Consider the following 23,838-nt stretch of genomic DNA (forward strand, 5'->3'; position numbering starts at 1 on the left):
TGGGCCAGCGTCGGGCGGGCGGGCCGGGGGGAGCGAAGGGGGGCGGACCACCGGGGGCGCTACCGAGGGCGGGCTGCCGTGCCCTACTGTCGCCGGTGAGGGTTCCAGCGCAGCCATTTCCTCGGAGGCCGCCATGCCGTCCGGTGTTCCCCAGCCTGAGCCGCGGCCGGGCGAGAGTGCGTTCGCCTACTGGTTCCGCATCTGCGACTTCACCAAGAAGGGCCTGGCCGCCGCCGTCACCCGGGAAGCAGGACGGGCCGGCTACCCGCACGTCCGCCCCGACGGGTCGCGGGTGCGGCGCTGGCTGGGCGGCGAGAGGCCGCGCCCGCCCGTCCCCGAGCTGCTCGCGGCCGTCTTCTCAGCCAAGTGCGGCCGGCGGCTGACAGCAGCCGACCTCGGTCTCGCCGACGCCGACCCCGAGGACCTCACCCGCTTCCGCGGGCCCGCCGCCCTCCTCACCGACCTGGCCCACATGACCTCCGCCGCCCTCCTGCACAGCACCCAGCCCACCGCCGTGCCCACCCCGCACACCGACGAGCAGGAGCGTCCTGGAATCCCCTACGAGCCCGAACGGCTCCTGCCGGCGCTGGACACCTGGGCCTACGCCCCCTCCCACGCCCTCCCCCGGGTCCACCAGCCGCGAGGGCCCCGGCTCGGCGCCGGGGACGCCGCACGGATCGCCGACTACACCCGCACCTTCCGGTTGCTGGACAACCGCCACGGCGGCGGCAGCACCCTGCACTCCGCCACCGGCCAACTGGCTTGGGCCACCGGCCTCATCCGCGACGGCCACTACACCGAAGCAACCGGCCGGCTCCTCTTCCGCGAACTCGCCGACCTCGCCGGCTGTGTCGGCTGGATGTCCCACGACGTCGCCCAGTGGCCGGCGGCCATCCGCTACCTCACCATGGCCGTCCACGCCGCCCGCGAGAGCGGCGACCGCAATGTCATAGCCCACCTCCTGCAGTGCCTCGCCCGGATCTGGGGCTACCTCGGCCGGCCCGACCTCGCCTCCGACTGCATCGCCCTGGCCCTGTACGGCACCCGCAACGACGCCCACCCCGTCCTGCGTGCCGGCCTCTACGCCTTGGGCGCCCGCTTCGCCGCCCTCCAAGGCGACAGCCCCGAGGCCCTGCGCAGCATCCGCCACGCCCAGGAGATCTTCCACGAGCACTCCGTCGAGGAACGGCCCGAGTACATCGCCTACCTCGACCACGCCGAGCTGTGCTCCACCCTCGGCGAAGTCCTGCTCTTCCTCTCCCGCACCAGCGGCCAACCCCAACATGCCGGCAGCGCCCTGGAACTGCTGAGCACCGCCGCCGCCGAGCGCGACTCCGCGCGCGCCCGCTCCAGCGCCTTCGACGCCATCGCCGCCGCCCGTGCGCTCCTGGTCGTCGACGACCTCGAGGCCGCCTGCACGACCGGCCTGCGCGCCCTGGCCATCGGCTCGCATGTCGAATCCGCCCGCGTCCGCCGCCGCTTCCTCGACCTCGCCCGCGAAGCCCAGCCGCGTGAGGCGGTACCGGCCGTACGAGATCTCCGCGAGCAGTTACTCGCTGCGGCCCGGCCCTGACCTCGGCTCCCGGCGGGGCCCTACGGCAAGCCGTCAATGTGCCTCGTCAGGGTCCATGTTCATGTCGAAGCACAGCGCTGACAGGCTGGTGACCATGGTCTCGAGCGCGCGGACGTGCTCGCGTATGGCGACCGGAAAGTGGGCCCGCTCCCATGCCGCGACGCCGACGTTGTCGTCGCGGCGGCCCCACAGCTCCTCTAGCTCGCGGACGGTGGTCGTGATCTCCCGCAGCGCCATCATGGCGGCGGCGAGCGCGGATCCGAAGGGGTAGCGAGGGTGGGCGGACATCTCCCCGGACGCGCCATGGTGGTCTACCACCACCCCGATTGTGGCGTGCAGGTGGGCCAGGCGGACCGCTCGCTGGATCCAGGTCGCCCCCGTCACCCCGGCCGGCAGAGGCGGGGCATCCGGCTCGGCCGTGAGACTGGGGTGCAGAACCGCCGCGGCGTGCCGAGCGGCCGGCCCCGGCGGCCACAGCCCGGCTCGTAGCTCCTCCGACGCCCAGTCCAGGGCCTCCACGGCGAAGTCGACGCTGCTGGCCCACCGGGGCCGGTGACCATCCCGGTACGGGCCGGAGGCCAGCGCCCGGCAGCGGTCGCCGAGCAGCAGGACCGCCGGGGGCGTGCCATCGTCCGGGGGCATGCCGTCGTCGCTCTCGGCGAGCGCTTCGTTCTCCCGGAGGTCCTGCATCAGGTGCCACGTCGCGACCCACCGCGCCGACTCCAGCAACTGTTCCTCGCGCTGCTGCACTCTGGCCCACCCCCCGGGCAGCGAGGACTTCCAGCAGGGGAGCGGGTCCGCGTATAGCTCCCCGTGGCGAGCGCCGCCCAGCCACCCCAGTGGCTCTTCGAGCGGCACGTCGTCAACCAGGACCCCCGAGTCCCGCGCGGCACGCCACACCGCCAGCGCCAGCAGCCGCGCCGCCGGCATCCACCGTGTCAGCCGCTCCCGTCGTGCCTCCGGCGGGTCGAGGATGACCCCGCCGTCTTCATCGATCCGCTCTATGTCCTCGGGGTCCCAGCCGATGGCCCTTCGCGTCAGCGCCCACGTCAGCCGCTGCACCCGGGTCCAGGGGTCTTCTCCATATGCCTGCCGGTGCCGGGCCTCCCAGCCCTCCGGATGCTCCATCAGCCCCGCCCGCCGTTCGATCGGATCAACGGTGTCACGCTATCTCCGCACCGGCCTGTCCACCGCCCCCCTTCACGCAGTCGACCGGCGGCATGCCGGGTGAATCGCTCTTCGCAGGGAATGGATGATCGCAGCGTCAGGGTGTGGCACGAAGAACAAAGCAAAGGGGGGCCAATGGAATTGACGGTAGTGGTGCAGAACTTGGGCCGTGGGGGTCTGCTCAGTGGGGCCGGCGCGGCCGAGGACCGCTGGCCGCTGCTCGCCGAGCGGATCCGGCAGCACCGCCCGGACCTGGTGCTCCTGCAGGAGACGGAGCAGTGGGAGCGCGACGGCCACCTCCAGATGGTGCGCGCCGAGCAGGACCTGGACATGGACGGGCTCCTCGCCCCCTCCGGCTCCGGCCGCGGGCCGGGCCTTCTCTACCGACGCGAGACCCTGGGCCGACGCATCGCCTGGAAACACGACGACAACGCCAGGGAGACCCACCACGGATTCGGCGTCGCCGCCTTCGACGTCGGCCTCCCCCAGCCACTAGCCGTCGCCTCCGTCCACCTCACACCCTGGGGCGCGGACCAGGCCCTCATCGAGGCGCAGTACGTCTGCTCCCGGTCGTTCCGGTATGGGCCTTTTGTGATCGTTGGCGGTGATATTAACTACCCGCCAGCAGAGGGGCCGCAGCCGGACTTCTCGCGCCAGTTGCCGTTCAATCGGGGAGCCCGGACCGTGTTGACCGACCCGGAGCTCAAGGAAGCCCCGCGGCCGGACCGGCGGATCGGCTGGAAGCTGAGACAAAACGGCCTCCGCGACGCCGCCCGGCTCGTCTACGACCGCGATAAGGACGAGGCCGTGCTCGCCCGGACCGGCACGGACGACAGGATCGACCAGATGTGGGTGTCCGCCCCGCTGGCCCCAGCCGTCCTCTCCTACCAACTCCTCGACACCCCCGCCGGCGCGAGCGACCACCACGGTCTGGTCGTCACCCTCGACCTCGACCTCGTTTCCCGTGGGTTCGCGAATACTGACGGCACCTCGGGCGAGAACTTGGGGTCTGCTTGGTACAGGTAGGCGTTTCGAGCGCCCGGTTCGCCAGCACCCACCAGGCCGTTGCAGGATCCAGCCAGGAACCAGACGATTGTCTTCGGCAGGTCGAACAGGACGAGCCTGTGACGGCCTCGTTCTCGTGCAGATGCCGCTACCCGGTCACCGTGGAGCCCCGCCCCCATTTGAGGGCGGGGCTGTGGTTCTACCTGTGCTGGCCGTGTGTCAGCGGCGGCGGTACATCACATACAGCTTGTTGTTGTAGGAGGCGGCCGAGGCTTCGTCCATCAGAGTCAGGCTGCTGCCGCCGATGCGGGAGGTCGAGGTACTCCAGTTCGACTCGTAGGTTGCGGCCCACAAGCCGCCGTCCGTGCCGCGCAGGAAGATCCACATTTTGTCGTCGTGAACGGCCAGGGCCGGGCCGTGCGTGGTCAGCCAGGGGGCGACGTGCTGCTGGGTCCAGTGAGGCCTGGCCTCGTTGCCCACGACCCTCGTGCCCAAAGAGCTGATGTATACCTTGCTGTCCGTCCCGCGAGCCAGCCGCCAGGTGGTGTCCCTGTAGCGGGCCATTCCCACGGCATTGGTCGTCCGCCAGTTGAGGTTGTCCTGTGTTTCCGTCGCCCAGCCCGTCATCAAGAAGGTGCTGTAGGGCCTTTCATCCGGGGCGGTCTGGCTCAGGACCAGGGGAACTCCCCATCTGGCGAGGGTCGGGCCCTTGGCTGCCACCCCGGCCACCTGCTGTGGCGCGCTCCATGCAGTGCCGTCGGATGAGAACGACGACCACAGTTTGCCGTCCAAGCCGACATGCACGCAGTGCAGATCGTGTGCGCTCTCGCACAGGGCGGGCGGGAACAGGGAACCCCAGTAGCTGACCGCCCGCGGCTCGCTCCACACCTGTCCGTCCAGGACGGTCTGCATCACCCGGTTGTCACCGGGGCGGATGAACATGGCGTGCAGCTTGCCCCGGTACGAGACCAGCGCCGGCGGGGACTGGCTTTCCCAGGGCAGCGTGATCGGCTTGCCCCACGTGCTGCCGGTGCGCACCGCGTACTCCAGGGTGCCTGCGGGGAAGGGCACCGGGTCGCCGGCGTACTTCACCTTCAGGCTGTGGTGGCCGATGCCGTCGAAGTGCCAGGTGCTGGTCTGGTTGCGGGCCAGCAGGGCGAGGTCGAACTGGTCAAGGAGGATGACCCGGGTGGCCGACAAGTCGTCGTGGTTCTGGGCGTGGTAAGCGACGAAGGCGAACATCGAGGCGACTTCGGCCGCGAGGCCGATGAGCATCTCTGTGTATCCGCCGGGCAGCAGGCCGACCAGAGACCAGCCCCAGTGGTTGAAGAGCTGGTGGCTCAGTCCGGTGAGCATTTCCTGGAGGGCCTTGGCCCAGGCCGGGGGGCTCTGGTCGGCCTCCCACACCGAGATGGCCAGCATGACCCCCTCGCTCGCCGCGTCGTCGAAGACCGTGCGGTTGTCGGTGTCGAAGGTGCGGGTCTGCCCCTTCTTCAGCTTTCCGAACTCCTGCGAGATGAAGCCCGGACCGGCCGTGGTGTCACTGCCGACCGAGGAGGCCCAGTAGATCTCGTCCCGGCCGCCCCACTGGTCCCCCACCGCCCGGATACAGGAGAAGCTCTCCAGCTCCAGCTTCACCCGGAACGCCGCCGCCGACGGCGTGGCGGCGGTTTCCGCCTGCTGCTCCCCGGCCTCGGTCTCAGCTCCGGCTCCGGCAGCGCCCCGTGCGGGCAGCGCCGCCCCGGGCCGCTGGAAGACGGTGGCGCCGAACCCGTACGCGTGCAGACCCTCGATGAAGGACGGGCTGTCGAGGGTTCCTCCTGCCGCGAGGGTCTCACGGCTGACGGCCGCCGTGTTCGGCCGCGCCGCATGCTCCCGCCCCAGGTCCGGCAGCATGCGCGTCAGGTCGTCGAGCTCGAAACCGGTGGTCACCGCCAGATTGGAAATGGCCGGGGGCACCATGGCGACCCGGCTGCCCAGCTCCTGCACCGCCTCCCGGTACACACCACCCCAGTCCTTCACCTCCTGCTGAGGCACAACTGTCCTCAGAGCGAGCACCAGAAGGCCCTCCAGGTTGGTCAGTCTCTGGCCCTGCCGCAGCCGGTCCGCCGCATGCAGGGATGCACCGAACAGCACATTCGCAAATCCCTGCGACGTCATGCCCGCTGCCCGCGGATGCTTCGACACCCCCCGCAGCGAGGCGCGTAGACGCTCCAGACGCTCCGCCGACAGCGCATCCACATGCTCCGACACCCACACCACTCCACACACAAAAGAAGCCCGGCACCCAACCGGCCGGACCAGCAACGCCGCATGGTCCCACCCCCGGGCCTCCACCGAACAGACCAAAAATGATCAATCTGTTCACGAACGCCCCGCCAGTGCAGACCTGGCGGCACCCCCCACCCCGGCCCACCAGCAGGCCGGACAGACCATGCCCTACAAGGGGTCCGGCCAAGCCGACCCCAGCGGGCACGGCAGACTGCTGTGCGCGTCCTTCGCGGCGATGGCCGAAACCGAGCGGGAAAACATCCGCGGGTCCACGCTCAAAGGCCTCGACACCACGGCCCGTAAGGGCAAGCACGGCGGCCGGCCGCCCGCCATCACCGAGGACATGCTGCACACCGCGCTGCGACGCCGGGCGCTTGGAGAAGCCGTCGATCAGATCCAGCCGGACCTGATCATCCCCACCGGCAAGTGCAAGGACCAGGCCCCCTCCGTCACCGGCATCTACCGCGCGCTCGCCGAGCACGCCTCGCGATCCGGGCTACGGCCCGGCAGCCGTCGCTCCCTGCCGCCCGACACGGCCGGGCTCCCGGGCCGCCGAGGCCGTGCCGAAGCCGACAGCGGCCAAGAACCTGCTCACGCAGAGGGGCGAAGTCGACGTGCATGCTTCTGACCTGCGAGAAGCACGCCGACTATGTACACCCGGTTGTCTCGGAGCACCCCAACAGCAACCCGAGGGGTTCGCAAGCGCGCTGTCACGCCTTCTCGGTGTCCGCCTTGGGCTCGCCGTCGAGAAGCGTCTGTTGCTCTGCGGCTTCCAGGTAGCGGCGAGCCCCGGCGGGGGTCATGCCGAACAGGTCCCACAGTCGCCGGATGTCACCGCCTGTGGCGATGACTTCGTCGAGGATGCGGTCTTCGCGGATGGCCTGGGCGGAGACGCCCAGGACGCCGGTGGCCCAGACGTTGCTGGTCGGTTCGGTGCGGTAGGCCGTGGACGGCGTGATGAACAGGTGCGGATTCATGGTGGTGGGCCACTGTCTCGCCCGGTGGTCGAGCCAGGCTGCCAGCCGTTCGCGGACGGGCGGGGCCAGGAGGATGACGCGTTCTTTGAGGTGCAGGCGGCCGTCGCGTACATCGGTCAGCACTAGGTGGCGGAGGTCCGCGACCGTGAGTGCGTGGAAGGCGATCAGTGCCCCGAGGGCGGCGCGAGCGGGGTGCGGGTCGCGGAGCCGCTGTTCCAGAGAGGCGGAGTCCAGCGGGTGTGGCAGTGTGCAGATGTCGGTAGCGCCGAGTCTGCGGGCGGGGTTGTGGAAGATGAGCCGGTGAGCTTTGAGGACCCGGAACAGGGAGCCGGCGGCCGTGATGGCGCTTGACCGAGCGGCGCCCTGGAGCGGCAGGGCATCGAGGACCTCCTGCCGGGTGACCTCGCGCAGGGAGTCGTGGGCGGCGGCCCAGGATCGGGCCATCGGCAGGATTGAGCGCACGTAGTTGCGAAGGCACGGGCCGCTCAAGGGCTTGAACCGCGGAGGTGTGGTCCGGCCGTGGTGCAAGGTCTCGAACCAGGTGCGGATTTCGTCGCGCATGCCGGCCGGCAGGGCGGAGGTCTCGCGGGTGACCCACTCCTCCAGGGTGTTCTTGGGAAGGTCGTCGGTGAGGAAACCGGCGTCGGCGAGGACCGCCAGGGCGTGCTTGATGGTGAGCTGGGGCTTCGCCAACTTCCGCAGGGTGCTGGCGTTGACCGCGGCTCCGGGGGTTTCCTGGATGGCCAGGGCGGTGCGGAGTGTGGAGTACACCTTTCTCACCAGGTGCTTTGGCCAGCCGAGTCGGGCTCCGCGCTCGTAGGCGAAGTATTCGAGTGCGGCGGCCAGTTCGATATCGACAGGGTCGGGAAGGCGTCCTGGCCGGGCTCGTTTCCAGTCGCGTTGCGGCTCGAAGAGCAGCATCTGGCGATGGTCGGCGGGGGTGAGCGGCCAGCGGAACGCGGGGGCCTGCGCCTTGGGCCGGCGCATCCGCTCACGGACCGGGAGCGGGACTGAGAGCCGGACGCGCCGGTCGAAGTCGCCGAAGAACAGCTGCTGCCCGAACCGGTTCGAGCCCTCCAGGTCCAGCGTGTTGGATCCGCTCCTGGCTGCCTGGACCATCCGGGCCTGGCGCCGGCAGAGTCGGCACACCTCGGCCATCAGCGGGGCTGTGGCGCCGCAAATCCTGCACGGACGCCGGTCCGGATGACGTTTGCGGAACATCCGGCAGGCGAGGCAGAAGCCACGGCTCTGGTCGTAGACACCCCATGCCAGGCAGTCCGGGCACGAGGAGGCCGCCAGCGGCCGCCCGGGGTGGCACCACAGGCACAGGCCGGCGCTGTAGTAGTTCTCGGTGGTGCCGCAGCGCCGGCACGGCGGCGGGGTCTGCGGCCCGTCGGGATGGCACTGATGGCAGTGGCCGACGTCCCAGGCGATGACCGGGCGTTCCCCGCAGTGGGGGCACGGACGTGGTTTCCTCATGCTGGTGGAACCGTCCGGTTCCGGCCGAGCCGCGGCTCGGGAAGGGCCCCTACTGCCGTGTCCGTCTCCGGCTTGGCCGGGCGGAGGGCAGCGACCTTCTCGGGCTCGCGGATGAGAAGGTCGGTGGGCTCGCAGTTCAAGACCTCACAGATCACGTCGAGGTCGTCCAGGCGGATGGTGGTGGGCGTCCCCGCCCACCAGCCGGACATCTTCCCGGCGCTGATGTCGAGCCCGGCGTCGGCCAGGCGCCGCCGGAATTCCGACGACTTCCAGATGCCCCGTTCGGCCGCCTTGAGGCGCAGATTCCAGCGCATCCGCTCACTTCCCTCCGCTCAGGAGACGCGCCGAGACCCGGTCGTTGGCCGCTGCCCAGGATGTCTCAATGTGATCGCTATGTACGTGGATGTACCGGGTCGTGGTGGAGAGCCAGTCGTGACCGAGAACTTCCTGGATCGCCTTGAGATCCATGCCGTTCAGGTAGAAGGACGAGGCGCAGTAGTGCCGCAGTACGTGGGGCGTGAGGTGGGTGTGCCAGCGGGGAAGCCACAGGTGCACGGCGGTGGCGAGGCCGGTGCGGAGCGCGTCGTCGCCCACCCGGGTGCACAACCCGGTGTGTGGATCCCGGCGCTCGCTGGGCAGGAGCGGCGCGTCGGGGTCGCGCCAGTCATCGCCGAACTGGTGCCGGATGTCGCTGAACCACCAGTTCATTAGGTCGTCGACCGAGTTGATGGCGGGGACGACGCGCGGCTTGGGGCCCCGGCGTCGGCTGCCCTTGCCGAACCGGATGTGCAGTTTGCCGTGATCGCCGAGATCGGGGCGCCAGTCCCTGATGTCGAGCATCCGGGACTCGTTGATCCTCAGTCCGACCCGGCGCCACAGCGAGGCCGCCATGTAGTTCCGGGCCGCGGGCAGGTACTTGCGGGCGTGGGGCAAGGAGGCGCCCCAGGCGTTGAAGAGGTGCGAGACCTCCGTGTCGCCGGGAGGTACGCGCTCGGCGCCGTAGCCGGGCCTGGCCGGTCGGTTGAAATCGTCGATCGGCTGCTGCACCGCGTGTCCGGTCAGGGTGAGGATGTCGCCCTGGTAGCGGACTTGCATGAAGTCGAAGAAGCGGCCGATCCGGCCCGCCTTCCCGTAGACGGTGCTGGGCGCCCGCGTCAGTTCCTTGCGCTGGTTGCCCAGAAACCGGTCAGCGTCCTCGGGCCCCGCAGTCCACAGCGGGCGCCCGATCGCCCGGGCGAACTCGAAGATCGTGAACCGGTCACCTTCGATGACGCTGTCGGCGAGCCCGGCACCGAGGCCGGCGAGGAGGTACTGATCAACGATCTCCTGCTCGAAGTCCTCGGCGTCCTGCGCCGTCTCCAGCCGCCGTGGGGCGCCGAGCGAGCGAACCGCTGCCAGAGCCATCCACACCACCGAGTTCCGGAGTACCGACCATGGGTCGACAATGCAGCCAAGCACTCAGGAATCCCGACGACTGGTCAGGTTCTCCGCTCCATCGAGTGACCGCATCCCCACCGGGCCTGCGGACCCGTCATGCTGTCTGCTACCGCGATGAACTCGCGGGAGTTCAGACAGCAACGACGGACGACGTCTGGGCTTACCGGTAACTGCGGGTGGTGGTCGGCCCGCTGATAGCGTCGGGCCGACCTACTCGGAGGGGGCGTTGTGATGAGGGAGCACATGGACGCGTTGATGGGGGCCATGCCGCCACCGATGGTGGAGCGGATGGGCCGCATGACCGGCATGGCCCAGCGGGCGGTGATCGCCTACATCGATGGTGAGCCCGATACCCTCGCCGCTCTCGTGGACCGGATCGGCACGTGGGACGACGACCCCGGCCGTGTCCGCTACCCAAGGCCACGCTACGAGTTCGCCCTCAAGCAGGTCTTCGACCTCGTCAACGCCTACCTCAGCGTCGCCGAGAGGGCGGGCGGCATGACGATCTCCAACGAGGCCGTCGCTGCCGGCGCTCGAGACCTGGTCGAGCGGTACGTGCCCGACGGGCATCGCGACGCCGCACTCGCGGTGTTGCGCAAGGTGCCGGGCGGGTCTGCTCCGATGGACCTGTCGGGTGGCAGCGCGGGCGAGCCCGGGCCCGCCGAGCTCTATGTCGCCGCAGCGGCCGCGGCCTGGCTCGCCACCGACGCGGGGATCTTTCCGGCCCGGCAAGACGTGCGGCTCAGGCTCGTCCGGCAGGTCCGGGAGGCTGAGAGCATGGCGATCGGCGCGCCGGCGCGAGAACGCATCAACGACGTCGCCGACCAGGACGCGCTCGGCTTCCTCGCTCAGCTCTACGACGAGTCCTACGCGCGGCTGATCCCCCGCTCCCCCGCCCAGCGGTCTCCCTGGGACTGGGACATGATCGCCATCCTCAAGGCTCACCTCCTGGAGACGCCCGCGAGCGCGACGACACCGGAGCAGGCCGCGGCCTTGAAGGAGCGGATCCTCGCGTGCCTGCAGGCCGCCGCTGCGACGCCGCGGCAGGTCGTGCCGCCGGCCGCGCCCGCGAAGGCCCAGCGCGCCCAGCCGAAGCGGAAGAAGCCGAAGGGTAAGCGCTGATCACGCGCACGACAAGGATCTCGCCACTAGGAGTCGAGGCCGGGTCCGTCCGTCGTGTTTCCCGCGGGAAACACGACGGCGACTGCCCCTCAATCCTCCGGAGCGAACATCAGCGCCCAAACGCGTACGGGCTGTGGGCGACCGCTAGGGTTCCCTCCGTTACCACCACAGCACCATCCCGGAGGACTCATGACCGCGCCACGCAAGCCCATGCGGAACAAGGGCGGCGGCAAGCTCAACCAAGAGCGGGCGAAGGCGGGGGTTGATGTGCCCAGCCCGGGTCCGATCTCTGGGATTCACACGCTCGATCCCGAAGACGGGGAGCTGTTCGAGCACGACCCGGCCGACATCAGCCCGAACCCCATGAACCAGCGTCTCGGTCTGGGGAACATTGAGGAACTGGTCGACAGCATTCGGCGTCAGGGCGTCCACACGCCAGGTGCCGTTATGCATACCGATCTGTTCATGGAGATGTACCCGGAGTGGGCGGATCAGGTACCGCATCCGGATCGGACCTACATCCTCGGCCCCGGCCACCGCCGGCGCGAGGCTGCGCTTCAGGCCGGAAAGCCGATGCTGGTGATCCTGCGCGACCGATGGGCCAAGGAGCGCACGGTCGAGGAGAACCTGATCAGTGAGAACAAGGATCGGGAAAACCTCACGCCTATCGAACAGGCTCTGCAGCTGGATCTGTTGCGGCGTCGCGGCCTGACTGGCGAGGAAATCGCCGAGCGAGTTGGCTACAGCAGCCGGGGAAGCGTCACGCGCATTCTCAACCTGCTGGTTCTTCCGCAGCAGATCCAGGATTCGATTCACGCGGGCAGCACCTCACCCAAGGCCGGCTACACGCTGTCGACCATCAAGGACGAACAGGACAGCAACTCTTCCGAGGCCGCGCGCGCTCTGCATCTGAAGGCCTTCGGCTGGATGCAGGACGAGAAGATCACGGCGGAGGCGGCGAAGAACCGCCTCAAGCTCGAAGCTGTGATTCCCGCGGGAAGCAGGAAGCGAGACGGTTCCACTCCGACCGGAGACACCTCGAAGACGTCGGGGGGCGACGAGGACGTTTCCCGCGAGAAACATGGTCAGGAGCAGGGAACGGAGCGGGCACCCTCTGGCCAGCAGAGTGAGACTCCAATTCCGCACCAGGCGACGGGTGACAGCTCCACCGACGGCAAGCCGTCCGGTGAAGCTGAGCCCGAGGAGCCGGTTGAGGAGCGGGACAGGCTCCTTGCGGCTGCCGAGTCGGCCGAGCAGCGCGATCTCGCATGTCGCCTGGTTCTCTCCGAAGAGCGGTACGCAGGCGCCTCCGTCGTCGACGGACTTCTGGTCAACGCTGTGCTGAACCCGAAGGAGTGGAAAGAGGCGGCCGTCCGCGCTCATGAGTGGCTGCGGAGCCTGGGGAAGGGGCCCAAGGTCGGGCGGGCGCCCGCCTACTTCGATGCGGTCGCTGCTGGTAGTGATGCCAACCTGCGGCGCCGGGCCGCGTTCGCCATCGCTCTGGCCGCCAACGAGGTACGTGCCGCAAGGACTGACCGTGAATGGGATGACCGCGACCGCGCGCACTTGAAGTTCCTCATGACCAGCAAGGTCGCCTACCAGCCGACCGAGTACGAGCAGGAGTTGCTTGGCCTCTCCCCTCAGGAGGCGCAGTGAACACCGTCCTTCCCGGCTCTCCGGAGACTTCCATGGCCACCACCACCGCAGCGCTCGCCAGAGCGCGCGTCCTCGACAAAACCCGCGTTCTCGTCTTCGCCCTCAAGGCCGGCGGCACCGCTAAAACCAGCTCCTGCACCAGCCTCGCCGCGATCATCGCGCAGCGCGGGTACCGGGTCCTCGTCATCGACCTGGACCCGCAGTGCAACAGCACCCAGGTCCTGGGCCACAGCACGTTCCGGGAGGGGCAGCTCGGGATCACGGACGTCATGAAGGAGCAGGCCGAGCTGAAGGACGTCGTCGTCCAGGCCCGGTATCAGGTCGATGAGATCGATCCAGAGGATCCGGACGCCGCGTACGAGCCGATCGAGAACCTGTACCTCGTCCCCGGCAACATCGACGACCCGGACATCGACGAAGCCGAGCGGCTCCTCAACGACCACCGCAACGCCGACGCGTACTGGATCCGCGACGGCTTGGCGGCGATGGACGGCGAGTGGGACGCCGTCCTCATCGACTGCCCCGCCACCTATGGCCGCACCACCGTCACCGCGTTCATCGCCTTGGACAAGGATGTCGACGGCGAAGTCCTCCCTCCGGTGCTGTGTACCTTCAAGGAGGCCGGAGCCCTCGTGCGTCTGGAGAAAAAGCTCCACGAGATCCGCACCCAGCGGAAGTACATCACCAAGGGCATCTCTCCCGAGGTGAAGCGGATCCTCGCCTGTGCCGCGCCGAACTCCTCGTACGGCACCAAGGAGCACTTCAAGACACTTGAAGAGCTTCAGGACGCCTACGGCGAGTTCCTGCTGCCTCTCGTTCACTGGTCCGGCGAGATGCCGAAGATTTACCGCGACGACTGCCCCGTCCCGATCTTCGCACCGAACAGCATGCCCGCACGGGAGTACAACAAGGTCGCCACTGCACTCGGTTTCGAGCGCCGAGTCTGACGTTTCCCGCGGGAAACAAATTCCCGAAACACACGAAGGCCCGTACCCCGAGCTAACGCTTCACGGGGTACGGGCCTTCGTGTCAGCGAAGTTCTCAGCCGGCCGACACGCCGCCGGTGACCGGCTTCCCGAGGCGGCGGCGCAGTCCCAGGACCTCTTACTTCTTCCGGGGGTAGGCCGGGCGGTCTGTCCAGCCCTCCGCACCGCTCCAGCCCCGGTGAGGGTTGGAGCGGCACGGGGAGCCGTCAGCGCGAGGTCCGGGAGACGGTGCCGCTGCTGTCCTGGTCGATGAGCGTCAGGAGTTGGGCGGAGAGGTCGACGTCGGTCAGGAGCACGCGGAGAATCGAGCCATCCCGTCGCGTTCGATCGAGGTCAGCCGGTCGGCGGCGGCGTGCGCGTCCTGGTGGGCGCTGACGATCCGGAGGTAGTCGGCCTCGGTGGTGGCGGTGCGGTGGGTGCCGCACCGGCCGCAGCGGAAGGTGGCCTGGTCCCAGCCAACCAGAGCGTGCGACTGGCTGAGGTGCGGTTCGGGTCGGGTGGTCATGAGGCGAGGGGCTCCACGGCCTGGCGCTGCACGACCGGCCGGTGCAAGTCGCGGTGGTGGACGGTGACCTGGTGGCCGCGGCGGCGCAGGCGCGTCGGGCCAGGAGGTGGGCCGTGACGCAAGCACGGGCCCCGCCTGGCGGGGCCCGTGCTTGCGCGGTTGTGAGACGAGAGGCGCCAGCCCAGCCGGGGCTAGCCCGGGTCCGGGTCAGATGGCGCGGTACTCCTGCGTCATGTCCCAGACGATCGGGTAGAGGAGGGCGTCGGCGCGGTGCAGGAAGACATTGCGGGCGATCTCGTCGCCGCTGTGGTGGGCCTCGTTGAGGTGGATCGCGGCGGTCTCCAAGTCCTCGTGCCCGAGGATGCCGGCCATGCTGAAGCGCGGGGCAGCGGTGTCGAGCTGGGCGATGAAGGTGCCGAGGTCGGCGGCCGGGCTCTCCTCTGCGACGTAGGCGATGTCGTCGGCGTAGCGGCGGATGATGTCTTCGGCAGTGATCGCGGTGGCGGACATGGGTTCTCCTATCGGTAGGCGGGGCCGTCGTACTCGACGGCGAAGAGTTGGGCGGCGGGGTGCTCCTGCTGGGTGCGGAGCACGTCGGTGACGAGCGAGTTGATGCTGTTCGTCGAGTTGAAGCTGAGCAGTTGGCCGGTGCGGCCGTCGTACAGCCGGTAGTGGATATGGGTGTAGGTCCTGCCACGCTCGGGCAGCGGCTTGCCGCTCCACATGTCGGGCATCGGTTCTCCTCATTCGGTGCGATCGGGTCGTGGCTGCCGGAGACCGCTGTCAGCGGTTTTCGGCGGCCCGGGAGGCGCACTTCCGCGTGTACTCGGATTCGTTCTGGCCGGCAGCGGTGCGCTCACCGCTGGCTGCCGCCTTGTCCGCGCGGGGCGGCGGTGTGCTCCCAGTAGGCGGCGTCGCTGTTCATGCGGCTCGGGTGATTCGAGCCATGGCGGTCTCCTCACTGTCGGCCGATCCAGCCGGAGCGGCTGGCTACTGCCAGTTTCTGTTAAACAGAAAACACCCCTCCCACCCAGCTTGTCAACCCACTTGCGCAGGCGGAGACTAGATTCTGTTAAACAGAAAAGGAGTGGTTAATGGGACGCCCGGCAACAGGAAAGACCAAGGTCATGGGGTTCCGCCCCCCGAAGGCGCTGCGGGACGAGTTCGAGAAACTCGCTGCCAGCGAGGGGCGAACACCGTCCGACGCGCTCATCGAAGCGATGCATGACTGGATCGACAAGCGGCGCAGAGCAGCCGGCGCCAAGACACGCGCGGCGGCTCCGCGCACCGACTCATGAAGGGCGAAGTCCCTCCGCGCCCGGGCGGCCCTGCCCAGTGGTAGCCATCAGGCGTCGCCGCCGTTCACGCGCTCGTGGATGTCGATGAGGGTGGCAATGGCGTCGGGATTGTCCGCCAGGCCGACCCACTTCCCGTGCACGGTGAAGACGGGCACCGTGTCGGTGTCGGCGTCGAAGACGACGACGTAGTCGCCATACCTGTCGAGCACCATCTCCCGCAGGACCGGGACCAGCGCGGTGTCCAGGACCTCCAGGGCGTCGACGGTGAGCCGGGCGGGCTCGCCGGGCACCGGGGGCTGGACCAGGATGCCGGTCACACGGAGCAGGTCGCCGGGCTGTACGCCGTTCAGCAGCTCGTGGGTGATCCGAGGGTCGCCGCTGGTGCAGGTGATGACCGTGTCGGGGACGTCGTCGTCGACGGTGTCGATGTCGGTGGGCCGGACGACCAGGTCGAAGGTGGCAGTCCCGATGCGCGGGCCGGGGACGGGGATCGCGTCGACCCAGCCGTCGACAGCGCAGTGCGTGGTGTCCATTAGCTGGCCTCCGCCAGGGTCTCGATGGGGCGAGGGGAGCGGGGTGTGGTGCGTTGGGCGATGTCCAGCAGCTCGCGGTTGCGCCGCTGCTGGTCGGGGGTGAGTGGGCGGGCCTTGGCGCCGTGGCGGTGCCAGAGCAGGGAGGCCGGCGGCTCGGGGTAGGCGAGAACGTGGTCGACGTCGCGGTCGGTGCTGCTCATGGGACCTCCGAGAGGAGGGGATCAGACGTGGGTCGCGCGCAGGGTGCTCTTGGGCTGGATGTCGGAGGCGAACAGGCCCTCACGGCGGGCCTCAACGGGGTTCGCGGCGATCCAGCCCTCGGCACACGCCTTGTGGATGGGCTCCCCGGCGTGGGAGCGCATCGGCGTGGGCTTGTCGCACAGCACGCAGGGGCGGTCCTGCCAGCCGTCGAAGTGCTGGCTGTCGCGCCATTCAAGGAGCGCGCCGGGAGCCGGGACCAGGACGTCGACCTCGAAGTAGGGCAGGGTCATGACGTCCATCTCCTCTCGTGATCGCGGCGGTTGAGGGACCACCCCGACCGCCCCGGCCCGGCGGCGAGCCGGGGCCGGGGCAGCACGGAGAGTCCGTCAGCCGCGGATCGCTTCGAGGTCGGCGCGGCCTTCGGGGTCGTCGTCCTGGTCGTCGCCGTTGTTCGGGCCGTGGACGGTGCAGGCGATGTCCTCGTCGTCGTCCAGGTCGCCGTTGAGCGCCCGGAACAGGCAGGTGACGCTGTAGGCGGGCACCCAGGCATAGCCGGTGCACTCGTCGTCGTGCGGGCACGGCACCATCACGTCGAACCCGACGGCCCCCTCCCCGTCCACGTCAGTGCGCAGGGCAAGGGTCAGGTACTGCTGACCGAGGCGGATCTCCGCGACCCGGTCGCCGCCGGCGACGTTCGAGCCGTCCTTCCATCGCCACAACGGCACGATTTCCTCGCTGAACACCCGGGACACGAGGTTCAGGTCACCGAGGCCGTCGCCGCCGTCCAGCCCGAGATCGGCTTGCCGGGCTCCGCTCAGGCGTTCCAGGAACGGCAGCAGCCGGCAGAGGCTGTCGGAGAAGACGACCTCGGGGAAGCCCTCCGCCTTGAGGGTTCGGTGCGAAGCCACCATGTCCCGACGCTGCTTAATGACCGTGGCCTCCGGCACCGTGCGGTTGGCCGGCCGCGGTTCCTGCCGCTCGATGCAGACGCTGCCGAGGGTGGCGACCATGACCGCGATGGGCAGCATGTCGTGTCGCTTCGCGGCGGCGACCAGCGGCTCCCTGGCGGACCGGCTGACGTTGGTGGCGTCGACGACCGTGAACAGCCGACGGCGCATCCTCGCCTCCAGGAGCAGGTGCAGGGCGGCGGCCGCGTCGCCGGTCGCGTCCTGATCGCCTGCGTCGTCGCTGACGACCTCGCGCAGCGCGTCCAGGGACAGGACCTGTGAGGCAGGCCAGGTGCGCGCGATCGTGGACTTCCCGGCCCCGGACGGGCCGATGAGGACCACCAGGCTGTGCTCAGGCATCTGCGGGTAGATCAGCTCGGTCATGCCGGTCTCCTTGCGGGTGACGCGCCGGGCAGCCCGGGAAAGGGCTGCCCGGCGTGGGCGGGGTGAGGGCTGCGCGCAGCACCGTCAGCGGACGATCATGTGGGCGGGGTGGCCGTTCTTCATGTGGTCCACGCACTGCGGGCAGTCCTCGCGCGGACCGAGCCCGGCGTGGGCCTCGCGGCTGGCGTCGCGTGGTACCAGCACTGGGTGCACTGCCCCCGGGGCGGGTTCGTCGCCTTCTTGCTCGCCATCTCAGTTGCCTCCCTGCGGGTGGAGGGCTCGGGCAGCCCAGATGAGGCGCATCCCGGCGTTGTCGGTGATCAGGGCGGCGACGGTGAGCATCTGCGCCAGGGCCGCGATGAAGCCGCCGGGCGGGTCGGTGTCCTCGATGAGCTCGCGCAGGATCGCGGCGAGCTCCTCCTGGTCGACGTCGTCGGCGCTGAGGTCGTCCTCGATCTGCTGGGGGCCAGCGAGGCGATCCCGACCGAGGCGCGGACGCGTTCCAGGCGGGTGCGGCTCACCGGCGGCCGCCGGGGCGGGTGGTGAGCCAGGTGGTGACGGCGGCGGCGCCGACGCCGATGGCGCGGTGGAGCGCCGCGTCCAACTCCATCCACGCACTGCCCGGCCCGGTGATCTCCTTGGTGACCGCGCCTTCGTCGTCGAGCCGGACCGCCTGGCAGTGCTCGATGTAGCCCGTCTTCTTGGTCTTCTTTGCCAGCCACAGCAGAAGGGCGCCGCGGTCGATCGCGGCGTGCGTTCCGGCGTTGATAGCCGCGCCGGCGAGCAGCGCGCCGGGGGTGACGCGGTAGCCGAACGCCCGGGTGATCGCGACGGTCGCCCCGAGCTGCGCGGCCGTGTACGACGCGACGTGGCAGGCCACCGCGCGCCTGCCGAGCGTGCTGGTGGTCATGGTCGGGCGGGTGGAGTCCGGCGTGGCGGGGGAGCCGTCGGCGTGGACCAGGTCCTTGCCGTACAGGCGCTTCCGCGAAGCCGTCTTCGACCCCTGGACCCAGTGGTCACATGCGGGATGCAGCTCGCCGAAGGTGGCCAGCAGGGTGCCGAACAGGGCGAGGCGCTCGGCGGTGAGGTGACGGGGCATGCTGGAGGTCTCCTGATCTCGGATCTGGGTGAGGGAGCAGGTGGCCGGCCCTTTGCCGATGCGCGGCCGCCCGAGGTCCGACCCCGGCCGCACCGGCCGGGGTCGGGTCGTTCAGACGGCGGTCCGTCTGGCCGGGCCGGGACGGGCAGGAGCCGGATGCGCAGCTCGCGCCGGTCGGACCAGCATCTGCACGCCTCCATCTCCGGGTTCGCACCGCCGACCCACCAGCCGCCCGCGCCCCGGCAGCCGGGACAGGAGGGGTGGGGCCGGGGCGTCAGCTCGATGCGGTGCCGGTCGGCGTGCAGCCGCCAGTGGCCGGCCTTGAGGACGGCGGCGGCCGCCGTGCCAGCCAAGGCCGGGACGACGGCCGCCAGGAGCACCGCCGTGCGGGGGCGGACCGCGTCACTTCCGCAGCGGGGGCGGCTGGAGCAGGAACCGGGTGCCGGTGCTGCCGCTGTACGCGGGTTCGGCCTTGAGGAAGCCGCGGTCGGTCCGGGCGATCTCGAACATCACCTGCTTGACGAAGTCGTCGTCGCGCTGGAGGTCGACGCGGTCCTCGAGGAGGTCAGTCAGGTGCACCGGGTATGCGGAGGGGCCGTGCGGGCGCAACTTCCCCAGGCGGTTGCGCACGATCTGCGCGGCGGTGTCGTCGTCGGGGATCTGCGGAAGGCCCCGGTTGATCGCCCGGCAGTGGGCGGCGTGCGTGTTGGCGAGGTCGGCGGCTTCCGCCTCTCCCAGCCGGGCGCGGCGGTCGTTGCGGGCCGCGCGGTAGGTGCAGCCCAGGCACGCGGCGGCGTAGGAGGAGCTGCGGTCGCTGGCGGAGGTGTAGACGAGGACGACCGCGCCCTCCAGCGGTCCGAGGGTGTTGCGGTAGCGCTGGACGACGGTCGTGCCCGGCGGCGTCCAGGTCGCGGGGTCCTGCACGGCGGGGCGGCGGGTGAAAAGGCTCATGGGCGACTTCTCCTTCGGGAGACTCGGTGATCAGGCGGCCAGCCGGTGGACGACCGGCGCCGTGGACGGCAAGTAGGTGTCGGGGCTGGGCTCGTAGCCCCTGGCGCACGGGTCGCAGCAGCCCTGGGTGCGCAGCGGGAGGCAGAAGTGGTAGCAGCGGCCGCACTGGGGGCAGGTCTGGCGCGCGGCCATCGCCCGGTCCAGCGCCCATTCCTGCGCGAGCGTCGGCGTCCGCTTCGGCCTGGCGAGGTCCACGTCGTAGAGCCAGCCCCGGGTGGGGTGGTTGCACGACTGGTCGGGCCGGTAGGCGCAACCCTTGCAGCGCAGGACCGCGACCGGTCCGTGCCCGCCGGGGCTGAGGGCCTTGTCCCGTAACTGGCGGCGCGCGACCAGGCCCTCGGGACAGGTGCGCCGGTCGTACTCCGGCAAGGTCGCGGTGCTGCGCGGCACCTTCTTGACCTCGCGGTGGTGCCCCTTCTTCCGGGGGCGGGGCATCACCGGTTCCAGGTGCCGGGGAGCCGGGCGGGACGCTGCGGGTAGCGGGGGCCGGGGCGCTGCGGGCGGGGCTGGCCGATCCGGCGGCGTGGGCGGGGGATGAGCACGGCCTGTCCTCCAACAGGGTTGATGGCGGGCAGTGCTGCGCCCCGCCGGGGGGGAAAGCCGCTGCGGGCGTTGGGGGTGGCGGGCGCCGGTCGGCCGTCCGGTCCTCGTCGATTCCAGAACGGGATGGGCGAGGATCAGACGGGGCGTCAGGTGAGCGCTGAGTGAGCCGGAGCGGGCGGGGGTGCCGATGGCCCGTGGCACGACTGTTCAGGTGGCAGATGCGTGGGCGGCGGCACGGGCCCGGTGGACGTCGTGCCGCCGTAGGCGAGTACCGCCGTGGGAAGTGCACAGGGCGCCTGGCTGCGAGCTGCAGGCTGGGCAGGCGACCGTCAAGGCCGGAGAGTTCAGGGCAGGGGCGTCGGCGGGGGTCAGGGGCTGGTCGGGGATGTAGGGCACGGAGGTCTCCTTGGGGCGGGCGACCAGGCCGCGGCCTGGCGCGGGCCTGGTCGTCGGGGCGCGGGGTCGTGTCGGGCTCCAGTGGGGGAGTGGGGGTCGATATGTCTGCCCCCCTGCTCCTGTTGGGGCGGGAGGGGAGGGCCCGGGGCGGCCGGCGAACCTTGGCCGGGATGGCGGCCGCCCCGGGGGGAAGTCACCGGCGGCGGTGGCGGCCGGTGACGGTGCGGATGCGTTCGTGAAGCCGGCCGGTGCCGCGCGTGGTGATGTCACCGGAGACCGTGTTGGCGTCGATCGATCCGGTGGCGCCCGAGGTGGTGTGGACGTCGACGTCCCCGGAGACGGTGTTGGCCCGGAACTCGACGCCGCTGTAGGCGCCGATCGTGATGTCGCCGGAGACGGAGGTGACATCGACACGGGCGCCGACCCGTTCCGCCTCGAAGTCGCCGCTGGTGGTGTTGCCGCGCAGGGTGTGCACGCCGCGGACCCATACGTCGCCGGAGACCGAGTGGACGTCCAGGACCTGGAGGTCACCGTTCACGGTCAGGTCGGCGCTGGTGGTGCTCAGTCGGAGCGACGACTGGTCGCTGGGCAGCTTCACGTCGACAGTGATGGAGCCCATGCCGCCGCCGGAGACGACAGTGCCCTGCTCGGCGACGACGCGTCCGTTGGAGACGACCTTGCGGCCGCCGATGATGACGTCGCCGCCTGCGATGGTCATGCCGGTCACGGAGCCGGAGATGACGCCGAAGTTCTGGCCGACGACCATGTTCCCGCCGGAGAAGCGGAAGGTGGAGGCGCCCATCATCATTGTGCTGCCCTCGGCCTCCGGTACGCGGACGGTGATGCAGTCGAGGTTCTGGTAACGGCTCTCGCTCTTGGTCGCGCCCCGTACCGCGTCGGCGAGCGGGCCGTCGTCGTCGCCCGTGCTCACCGTGATCTCGGCGTGCTTGAGGGTCGGGTCGACGGTGACGGTGACGGTGCCGACGTGGCTGATGACGTCGGTCCAGACGGCGCCGGCGACGTCAGCGGTGAAGGTCTGGGAGGTGCTCAACGTGGACTCCTCTGGTCGGAGCGTGCGGAGGCTGGGCGGCCCCCGCGTCTCATGGGCCGCGCCCGCCGGCTGTTCGTCGGCGGGCGCGGCGCGAGGTGGCCGGTCGGTCTGTCCAGCCCTCGCCCGCCCATGAGCGGGCGGCGAGGACCAGGCGGAGCGACCGGAGGTCAGTCCCGGGAGGAACAGTTGCTGTGCAGGGTCTGCTCGGTGGCCGGGGCCGAGGGCAGGGAGGGGACGTGGATCTCCGGGCGGATCTCGATGCCGGGGGCCGGGTAGTGGATGAGCAGCGATGGACGCAGGGTCAGGCCGCGCAGGGCGAAGGCGGAGGCGGCGGTCCAAGCGAGGATGGCGAGGCCGGTGGCGATGGGGCGGCCGTCGGCGGGGGCCGCGTCCCAGACCATGGCGATGCTGGCCGCGCCCCACGCGGTCCAGGTCAGGCGCGCGCCGCTGCTGCGGAAGAACCCGCCGACCAGGCCGAAGAGCCCGGCGAACTGCCAGACGGTGTAGACGGTGGAGGCGCTGATCGGCAGCGCGGCGGAGTGCGCCGCGATGTAGGTGCGGATCGGCTGATCGACCACGGCGAGGACTCCGTTGGAGGTGTCGGCGCCGATCTGGACGCGCGGCACGGCGGTCAGCAGGTGGTGCAGCGCGTCGGCCAAGACGTCGGTCGCGCCGTCCAGCAGGATCAGGACTGCGCAGATCCCGGCGAGTCCGAGCGCCGCCTTCGCCCAGGTCGCCATGCCGTGCCAGCCGAGTTCGGGGGCGCGGCGCAGGTCTTCCCAGCGGGCGTGCAGGAAGCCGCCGTCGTCCCAGGCGTCGGTCCACCGCTCGCGCAGGGCCTCCAGCCGCGGCTCCTTGTCGAGCGAGGGCACGGGTGGGGCCTCGGGGGAGTCGAGGGCCTGGCTGTCGTCGGCGGTCGGGGACTCCCGGCGCTGGCCGGGGATGTTCGGGGTGCGGTCGTTGTGGTCAGCCACGGTCGGCATCTCCTTCGGGGGCGGTGACGCTGCGTACGGGATGGGCATGTCTCTGTCGCCGGGGCCTGGTGGTGCGCCAGGCTGGGGCGGGGCCAGGAGCAGCAAGGGGGCGCGATGGCAGTGGAGTTCGATGCGGTGATCGCCGACGGGGTGATATATCCGGCGTTCACGGACGACGACGGTGTGCTGTGGATCGACGACGAAGATGACTTCGAGGTCGTCGTCGACCATGCGGTCGTCGGCGGCGTGATCTACGAGGCGGAGGTCGATGAGTACGGCCGCCTGCTGATCTACCTGGACGGCGACTGATCGCGCGGGCTGCCCGGGGCGGCCTGCGCCGCACTCGACTCCCGGCTGTGCTGGCGGGGTTCGAGTACGGCGCAGGGTGCCGGGATCAGATGTGGATGTCGGTGCGGGTGCGGGCGAAGAACATGCCGCGCGTGGTGCTGTGGTTGTTGATCTCGGTCTTCTGGATGACCGGGCCCTCGTAGATGTGTTTGGTGACGACGGAGCGGGCGCGGCTGATCGCGCCGCCGATCGCGGTGGCAGCCATGGCGAGACCGGCGAACGGCAGGGTGATCATCAGGACGCCGGTCAGGGTGACCGAGGCGAGGCCCTGGAGGACCAGCCAGGCACCGCAGCCGATGCCGGTGACCCCGGCGCCGACCCCGATGGAGGCCACCGCGATCCCGGCCGCCCAGGCGGGCACGATCCGGCGGTCGTCCTGAGGGGCAGGCGGGGCGTCGCCGTAGGCGGGCAGGGGGGAGTGGTCGCGGAACGACGTCGGGAAGTGGACCGGCGGCTCGGGCCGGAAGTTCTCCTCGATGATCCGCTTGGCTTCGGCGGCGGCCTCGGAGTCGGACATCGGGCGGCCGCCGGCGGAATGGAAGTCCATCGTGGTGTCTCCGTTCAGGTACGCGCGCGCCCTCCCTGCCGTGTGGCGGGGAGGGCGCGAGGGGCGGGGGAGCGGCAGTGGGTTGGGTTATCCGAGGGTGCTGATCCATCCGGCGACGCTGCTGATCGCGTTGTTGATGGCGGGCGCGATGCCGGTGGAGGCGAGGGTGAAGCCGAACAGGACGGCGGCGAGCGCGGGCCACAGCCGCAGGTAGCCGGTGCGCAGCAGGACCACGACGATGATTCCGGCGAAGACGACCAGGGAGACGGTCAGCGCCACAGTGGAGAACTCCTTCAGGGAAGGCCGGCGGCCGGGCGGGGCGCGAGGC

Annotated in this window: 28 protein-coding genes and 2 pseudogenes; 8 read left to right on the plus strand and 22 right to left on the minus strand. The window is 70.3% G+C overall.

All coding sequences use genetic code 11. The annotated features are described in order from the left end of the window. Window positions 1-133: 133 nt before the first annotated feature. A complete protein-coding gene (locus tag ACZ6X9_RS32600; protein WP_469781648.1) occupies window positions 134-1,573 on the plus strand; it encodes a transcriptional regulator in 1,440 nt (479 codons plus the stop codon). 33 nt (window positions 1,574-1,606) lie between these two features. On the opposite strand, the gene ACZ6X9_RS32605 is transcribed toward ACZ6X9_RS32600, so the two are convergent. Next, the gene (locus tag ACZ6X9_RS32605; RefSeq protein ID WP_469781649.1) at window positions 1,607-2,701 is read right to left on the minus strand and encodes a hypothetical protein; all 1,095 of its coding nucleotides are present in this window, start codon (window positions 2,699-2,701) and stop codon (window positions 1,607-1,609) included. A gap of 174 nt (window positions 2,702-2,875) precedes the next feature. Here ACZ6X9_RS32605 and ACZ6X9_RS32610 point away from each other — a divergent pair, with 174 nt between their 5' ends. Then, window positions 2,876-3,766, plus strand: coding sequence for an endonuclease/exonuclease/phosphatase family protein (locus tag ACZ6X9_RS32610; RefSeq protein ID WP_469781650.1), 891 nt, complete (start codon window positions 2,876-2,878; stop codon window positions 3,764-3,766). 198 nt (window positions 3,767-3,964) lie between these two features. Here the strand turns inward: ACZ6X9_RS32610 and ACZ6X9_RS32615 are convergent, their stop codons facing one another. Then, a complete protein-coding gene (locus ACZ6X9_RS32615) occupies window positions 3,965-5,881 on the minus strand; it encodes a hypothetical protein (protein WP_469781651.1) in 1,917 nt (638 codons plus the stop codon). A 298-nt stretch (window positions 5,882-6,179) separates the two neighbouring features. On the opposite strand from ACZ6X9_RS32615, the gene ACZ6X9_RS32620 reads away from it, so the two are divergent. Then, the gene (locus tag ACZ6X9_RS32620) at window positions 6,180-6,644 is read left to right on the plus strand and encodes a hypothetical protein (RefSeq protein WP_469781652.1); all 465 of its coding nucleotides are present in this window, start codon (window positions 6,180-6,182) and stop codon (window positions 6,642-6,644) included. An 82-nt stretch (window positions 6,645-6,726) separates the two neighbouring features. On the opposite strand, the gene ACZ6X9_RS32625 is transcribed toward ACZ6X9_RS32620, so the two are convergent. From ACZ6X9_RS32625 to ACZ6X9_RS32635, 3 genes are read right to left on the minus strand one after another with little or no spacing between them, the layout of a single operon-like run. Then, the gene (locus tag ACZ6X9_RS32625) at window positions 6,727-8,472 is read right to left on the minus strand and encodes a hypothetical protein (RefSeq protein ID WP_469781653.1); all 1,746 of its coding nucleotides are present in this window, start codon (window positions 8,470-8,472) and stop codon (window positions 6,727-6,729) included. Further along, a complete protein-coding gene (locus tag ACZ6X9_RS32630; protein ID WP_469781654.1) occupies window positions 8,469-8,786 on the minus strand; it encodes a helix-turn-helix domain-containing protein in 318 nt (105 codons plus the stop codon). The genes ACZ6X9_RS32625 and ACZ6X9_RS32630 overlap by 4 nt, the downstream gene beginning before the upstream one ends. 4 nt (window positions 8,787-8,790) lie before the next feature. After that, a complete protein-coding gene (locus ACZ6X9_RS32635) occupies window positions 8,791-9,876 on the minus strand; it encodes a tyrosine-type recombinase/integrase (protein WP_469781655.1) in 1,086 nt (361 codons plus the stop codon). 276 nt (window positions 9,877-10,152) lie between these two features. Here ACZ6X9_RS32635 and ACZ6X9_RS32640 point away from each other — a divergent pair, with 276 nt between their 5' ends. The 3 genes from ACZ6X9_RS32640 (at window position 10,153) to ACZ6X9_RS32650 (ending at window position 13,634) form a co-directional block, all read left to right on the plus strand. Continuing rightward, window positions 10,153-11,031: a hypothetical protein gene (locus ACZ6X9_RS32640; protein ID WP_469781656.1), complete on the plus strand. Its 879-nt coding sequence runs from the start codon at window positions 10,153-10,155 to the stop codon at window positions 11,029-11,031. Between the two features lie 189 nt (window positions 11,032-11,220). Then, window positions 11,221-12,687 carry a ParB/RepB/Spo0J family partition protein gene (locus ACZ6X9_RS32645; protein WP_469781657.1) on the plus strand — a complete coding sequence of 489 codons (1,467 nt, stop codon included), beginning with the start codon at window positions 11,221-11,223 and terminating at the stop codon, window positions 12,685-12,687. Window positions 12,688-12,719: 32 nt separating this feature from the next. Further along, window positions 12,720-13,634 (plus strand): ParA family protein, encoded by a 915-nt coding sequence (locus ACZ6X9_RS32650; protein WP_469781658.1) that lies wholly within the window; start codon window positions 12,720-12,722, stop codon window positions 13,632-13,634. 325 nt (window positions 13,635-13,959) lie between these two features. Here the strand turns inward: ACZ6X9_RS32650 and ACZ6X9_RS32655 are convergent, their stop codons facing one another. The 3 genes from ACZ6X9_RS32655 to ACZ6X9_RS32665 form a co-directional block, all read right to left on the minus strand. Continuing rightward, window positions 13,960-14,178 (minus strand): hypothetical protein, encoded by a 219-nt coding sequence (locus ACZ6X9_RS32655; protein ID WP_469781659.1) that lies wholly within the window; start codon window positions 14,176-14,178, stop codon window positions 13,960-13,962. Between the two features lie 207 nt (window positions 14,179-14,385). Beyond that, on the minus strand, window positions 14,386-14,688 hold the full coding sequence (locus ACZ6X9_RS32660; RefSeq protein ID WP_469781660.1) for a hypothetical protein: 303 nt from the start codon (window positions 14,686-14,688) through the stop codon (window positions 14,386-14,388). An 8-nt stretch (window positions 14,689-14,696) separates the two neighbouring features. After that, window positions 14,697-14,912, minus strand: a complete 216-nt coding sequence (locus ACZ6X9_RS32665) for a hypothetical protein (RefSeq protein WP_469781661.1) — start codon at window positions 14,910-14,912, stop codon at window positions 14,697-14,699. A 360-nt stretch (window positions 14,913-15,272) separates the two neighbouring features. Here ACZ6X9_RS32665 and ACZ6X9_RS32670 point away from each other — a divergent pair, with 360 nt between their 5' ends. Continuing rightward, entirely contained in the window at window positions 15,273-15,476 is a 204-nt protein-coding gene (locus tag ACZ6X9_RS32670) for a hypothetical protein (RefSeq protein WP_469781662.1), read from the plus strand. 47 nt (window positions 15,477-15,523) lie between these two features. Here the strand turns inward: ACZ6X9_RS32670 and ACZ6X9_RS32675 are convergent, their stop codons facing one another. The 12 genes and pseudogenes from ACZ6X9_RS32675 to ACZ6X9_RS32730 form a co-directional block, all read right to left on the minus strand. After that, a complete protein-coding gene (locus ACZ6X9_RS32675; protein ID WP_469781663.1) occupies window positions 15,524-16,009 on the minus strand; it encodes a hypothetical protein in 486 nt (161 codons plus the stop codon). Next, window positions 16,009-16,209, minus strand: coding sequence for a hypothetical protein (locus ACZ6X9_RS32680; RefSeq protein WP_469781664.1), 201 nt, complete (start codon window positions 16,207-16,209; stop codon window positions 16,009-16,011). The genes ACZ6X9_RS32675 and ACZ6X9_RS32680 overlap by 1 nt, the downstream gene beginning before the upstream one ends. Before the next feature lie 21 nt (window positions 16,210-16,230). Next, window positions 16,231-16,500: a hypothetical protein gene (locus ACZ6X9_RS32685; RefSeq protein ID WP_469781665.1), complete on the minus strand. Its 270-nt coding sequence runs from the start codon at window positions 16,498-16,500 to the stop codon at window positions 16,231-16,233. A 96-nt stretch (window positions 16,501-16,596) separates the two neighbouring features. Next, the gene (locus ACZ6X9_RS32690; protein WP_469781666.1) at window positions 16,597-17,541 is read right to left on the minus strand and encodes an AAA family ATPase; all 945 of its coding nucleotides are present in this window, start codon (window positions 17,539-17,541) and stop codon (window positions 16,597-16,599) included. An 84-nt stretch (window positions 17,542-17,625) separates the two neighbouring features. After that, a pseudogene (locus ACZ6X9_RS32695) lies at window positions 17,626-17,792 on the minus strand (pRL2-8). A 1-nt stretch (window position 17,793) separates the two neighbouring features. Continuing rightward, window positions 17,794-18,062 (minus strand): annotated as a pseudogene (locus ACZ6X9_RS32700) (hypothetical protein). Further along, window positions 18,059-18,640 carry a hypothetical protein gene (locus ACZ6X9_RS32705; RefSeq protein WP_469781667.1) on the minus strand — a complete coding sequence of 194 codons (582 nt, stop codon included), beginning with the start codon at window positions 18,638-18,640 and terminating at the stop codon, window positions 18,059-18,061. The pseudogene ACZ6X9_RS32700 and the gene ACZ6X9_RS32705 overlap by 4 nt, the downstream one beginning before the upstream one ends. 402 nt (window positions 18,641-19,042) lie before the next feature. After that, window positions 19,043-19,591 (minus strand): hypothetical protein, encoded by a 549-nt coding sequence (locus tag ACZ6X9_RS32710; RefSeq protein WP_469781668.1) that lies wholly within the window; start codon window positions 19,589-19,591, stop codon window positions 19,043-19,045. A gap of 30 nt (window positions 19,592-19,621) precedes the next feature. Beyond that, complete coding sequence (locus tag ACZ6X9_RS32715) at window positions 19,622-20,086, minus strand: RRQRL motif-containing zinc-binding protein (protein WP_469781669.1); 465 nt, start codon at window positions 20,084-20,086, stop codon at window positions 19,622-19,624. A gap of 315 nt (window positions 20,087-20,401) precedes the next feature. Continuing rightward, a complete protein-coding gene (locus ACZ6X9_RS32720; protein ID WP_469781670.1) occupies window positions 20,402-20,860 on the minus strand; it encodes a zinc finger domain-containing protein in 459 nt (152 codons plus the stop codon). After that, a complete protein-coding gene (locus tag ACZ6X9_RS32725) occupies window positions 20,784-21,641 on the minus strand; it encodes a DUF4097 family beta strand repeat-containing protein (RefSeq protein WP_469781671.1) in 858 nt (285 codons plus the stop codon). The genes ACZ6X9_RS32720 and ACZ6X9_RS32725 overlap by 77 nt, the downstream gene beginning before the upstream one ends. 167 nt (window positions 21,642-21,808) lie before the next feature. Continuing rightward, a complete protein-coding gene (locus tag ACZ6X9_RS32730; protein ID WP_469781672.1) occupies window positions 21,809-22,615 on the minus strand; it encodes a hypothetical protein in 807 nt (268 codons plus the stop codon). Between the two features lie 114 nt (window positions 22,616-22,729). Here ACZ6X9_RS32730 and ACZ6X9_RS32735 point away from each other — a divergent pair, with 114 nt between their 5' ends. Continuing rightward, window positions 22,730-22,924, plus strand: coding sequence for a hypothetical protein (locus tag ACZ6X9_RS32735; RefSeq protein ID WP_469781673.1), 195 nt, complete (start codon window positions 22,730-22,732; stop codon window positions 22,922-22,924). Window positions 22,925-23,009: 85 nt separating this feature from the next. On the opposite strand, the gene ACZ6X9_RS32740 is transcribed toward ACZ6X9_RS32735, so the two are convergent. Further along, entirely contained in the window at window positions 23,010-23,510 is a 501-nt protein-coding gene (locus ACZ6X9_RS32740; RefSeq protein ID WP_469781674.1) for a hypothetical protein, read from the minus strand. 87 nt (window positions 23,511-23,597) lie between these two features. Further along, a complete protein-coding gene (locus ACZ6X9_RS32745; RefSeq protein ID WP_469781675.1) occupies window positions 23,598-23,789 on the minus strand; it encodes a hypothetical protein in 192 nt (63 codons plus the stop codon). Between the last annotated feature and the right edge of the window lie 49 nt (window positions 23,790-23,838).

Source organism: Streptomyces sp. NPDC052910, assembly GCF_055585605.1.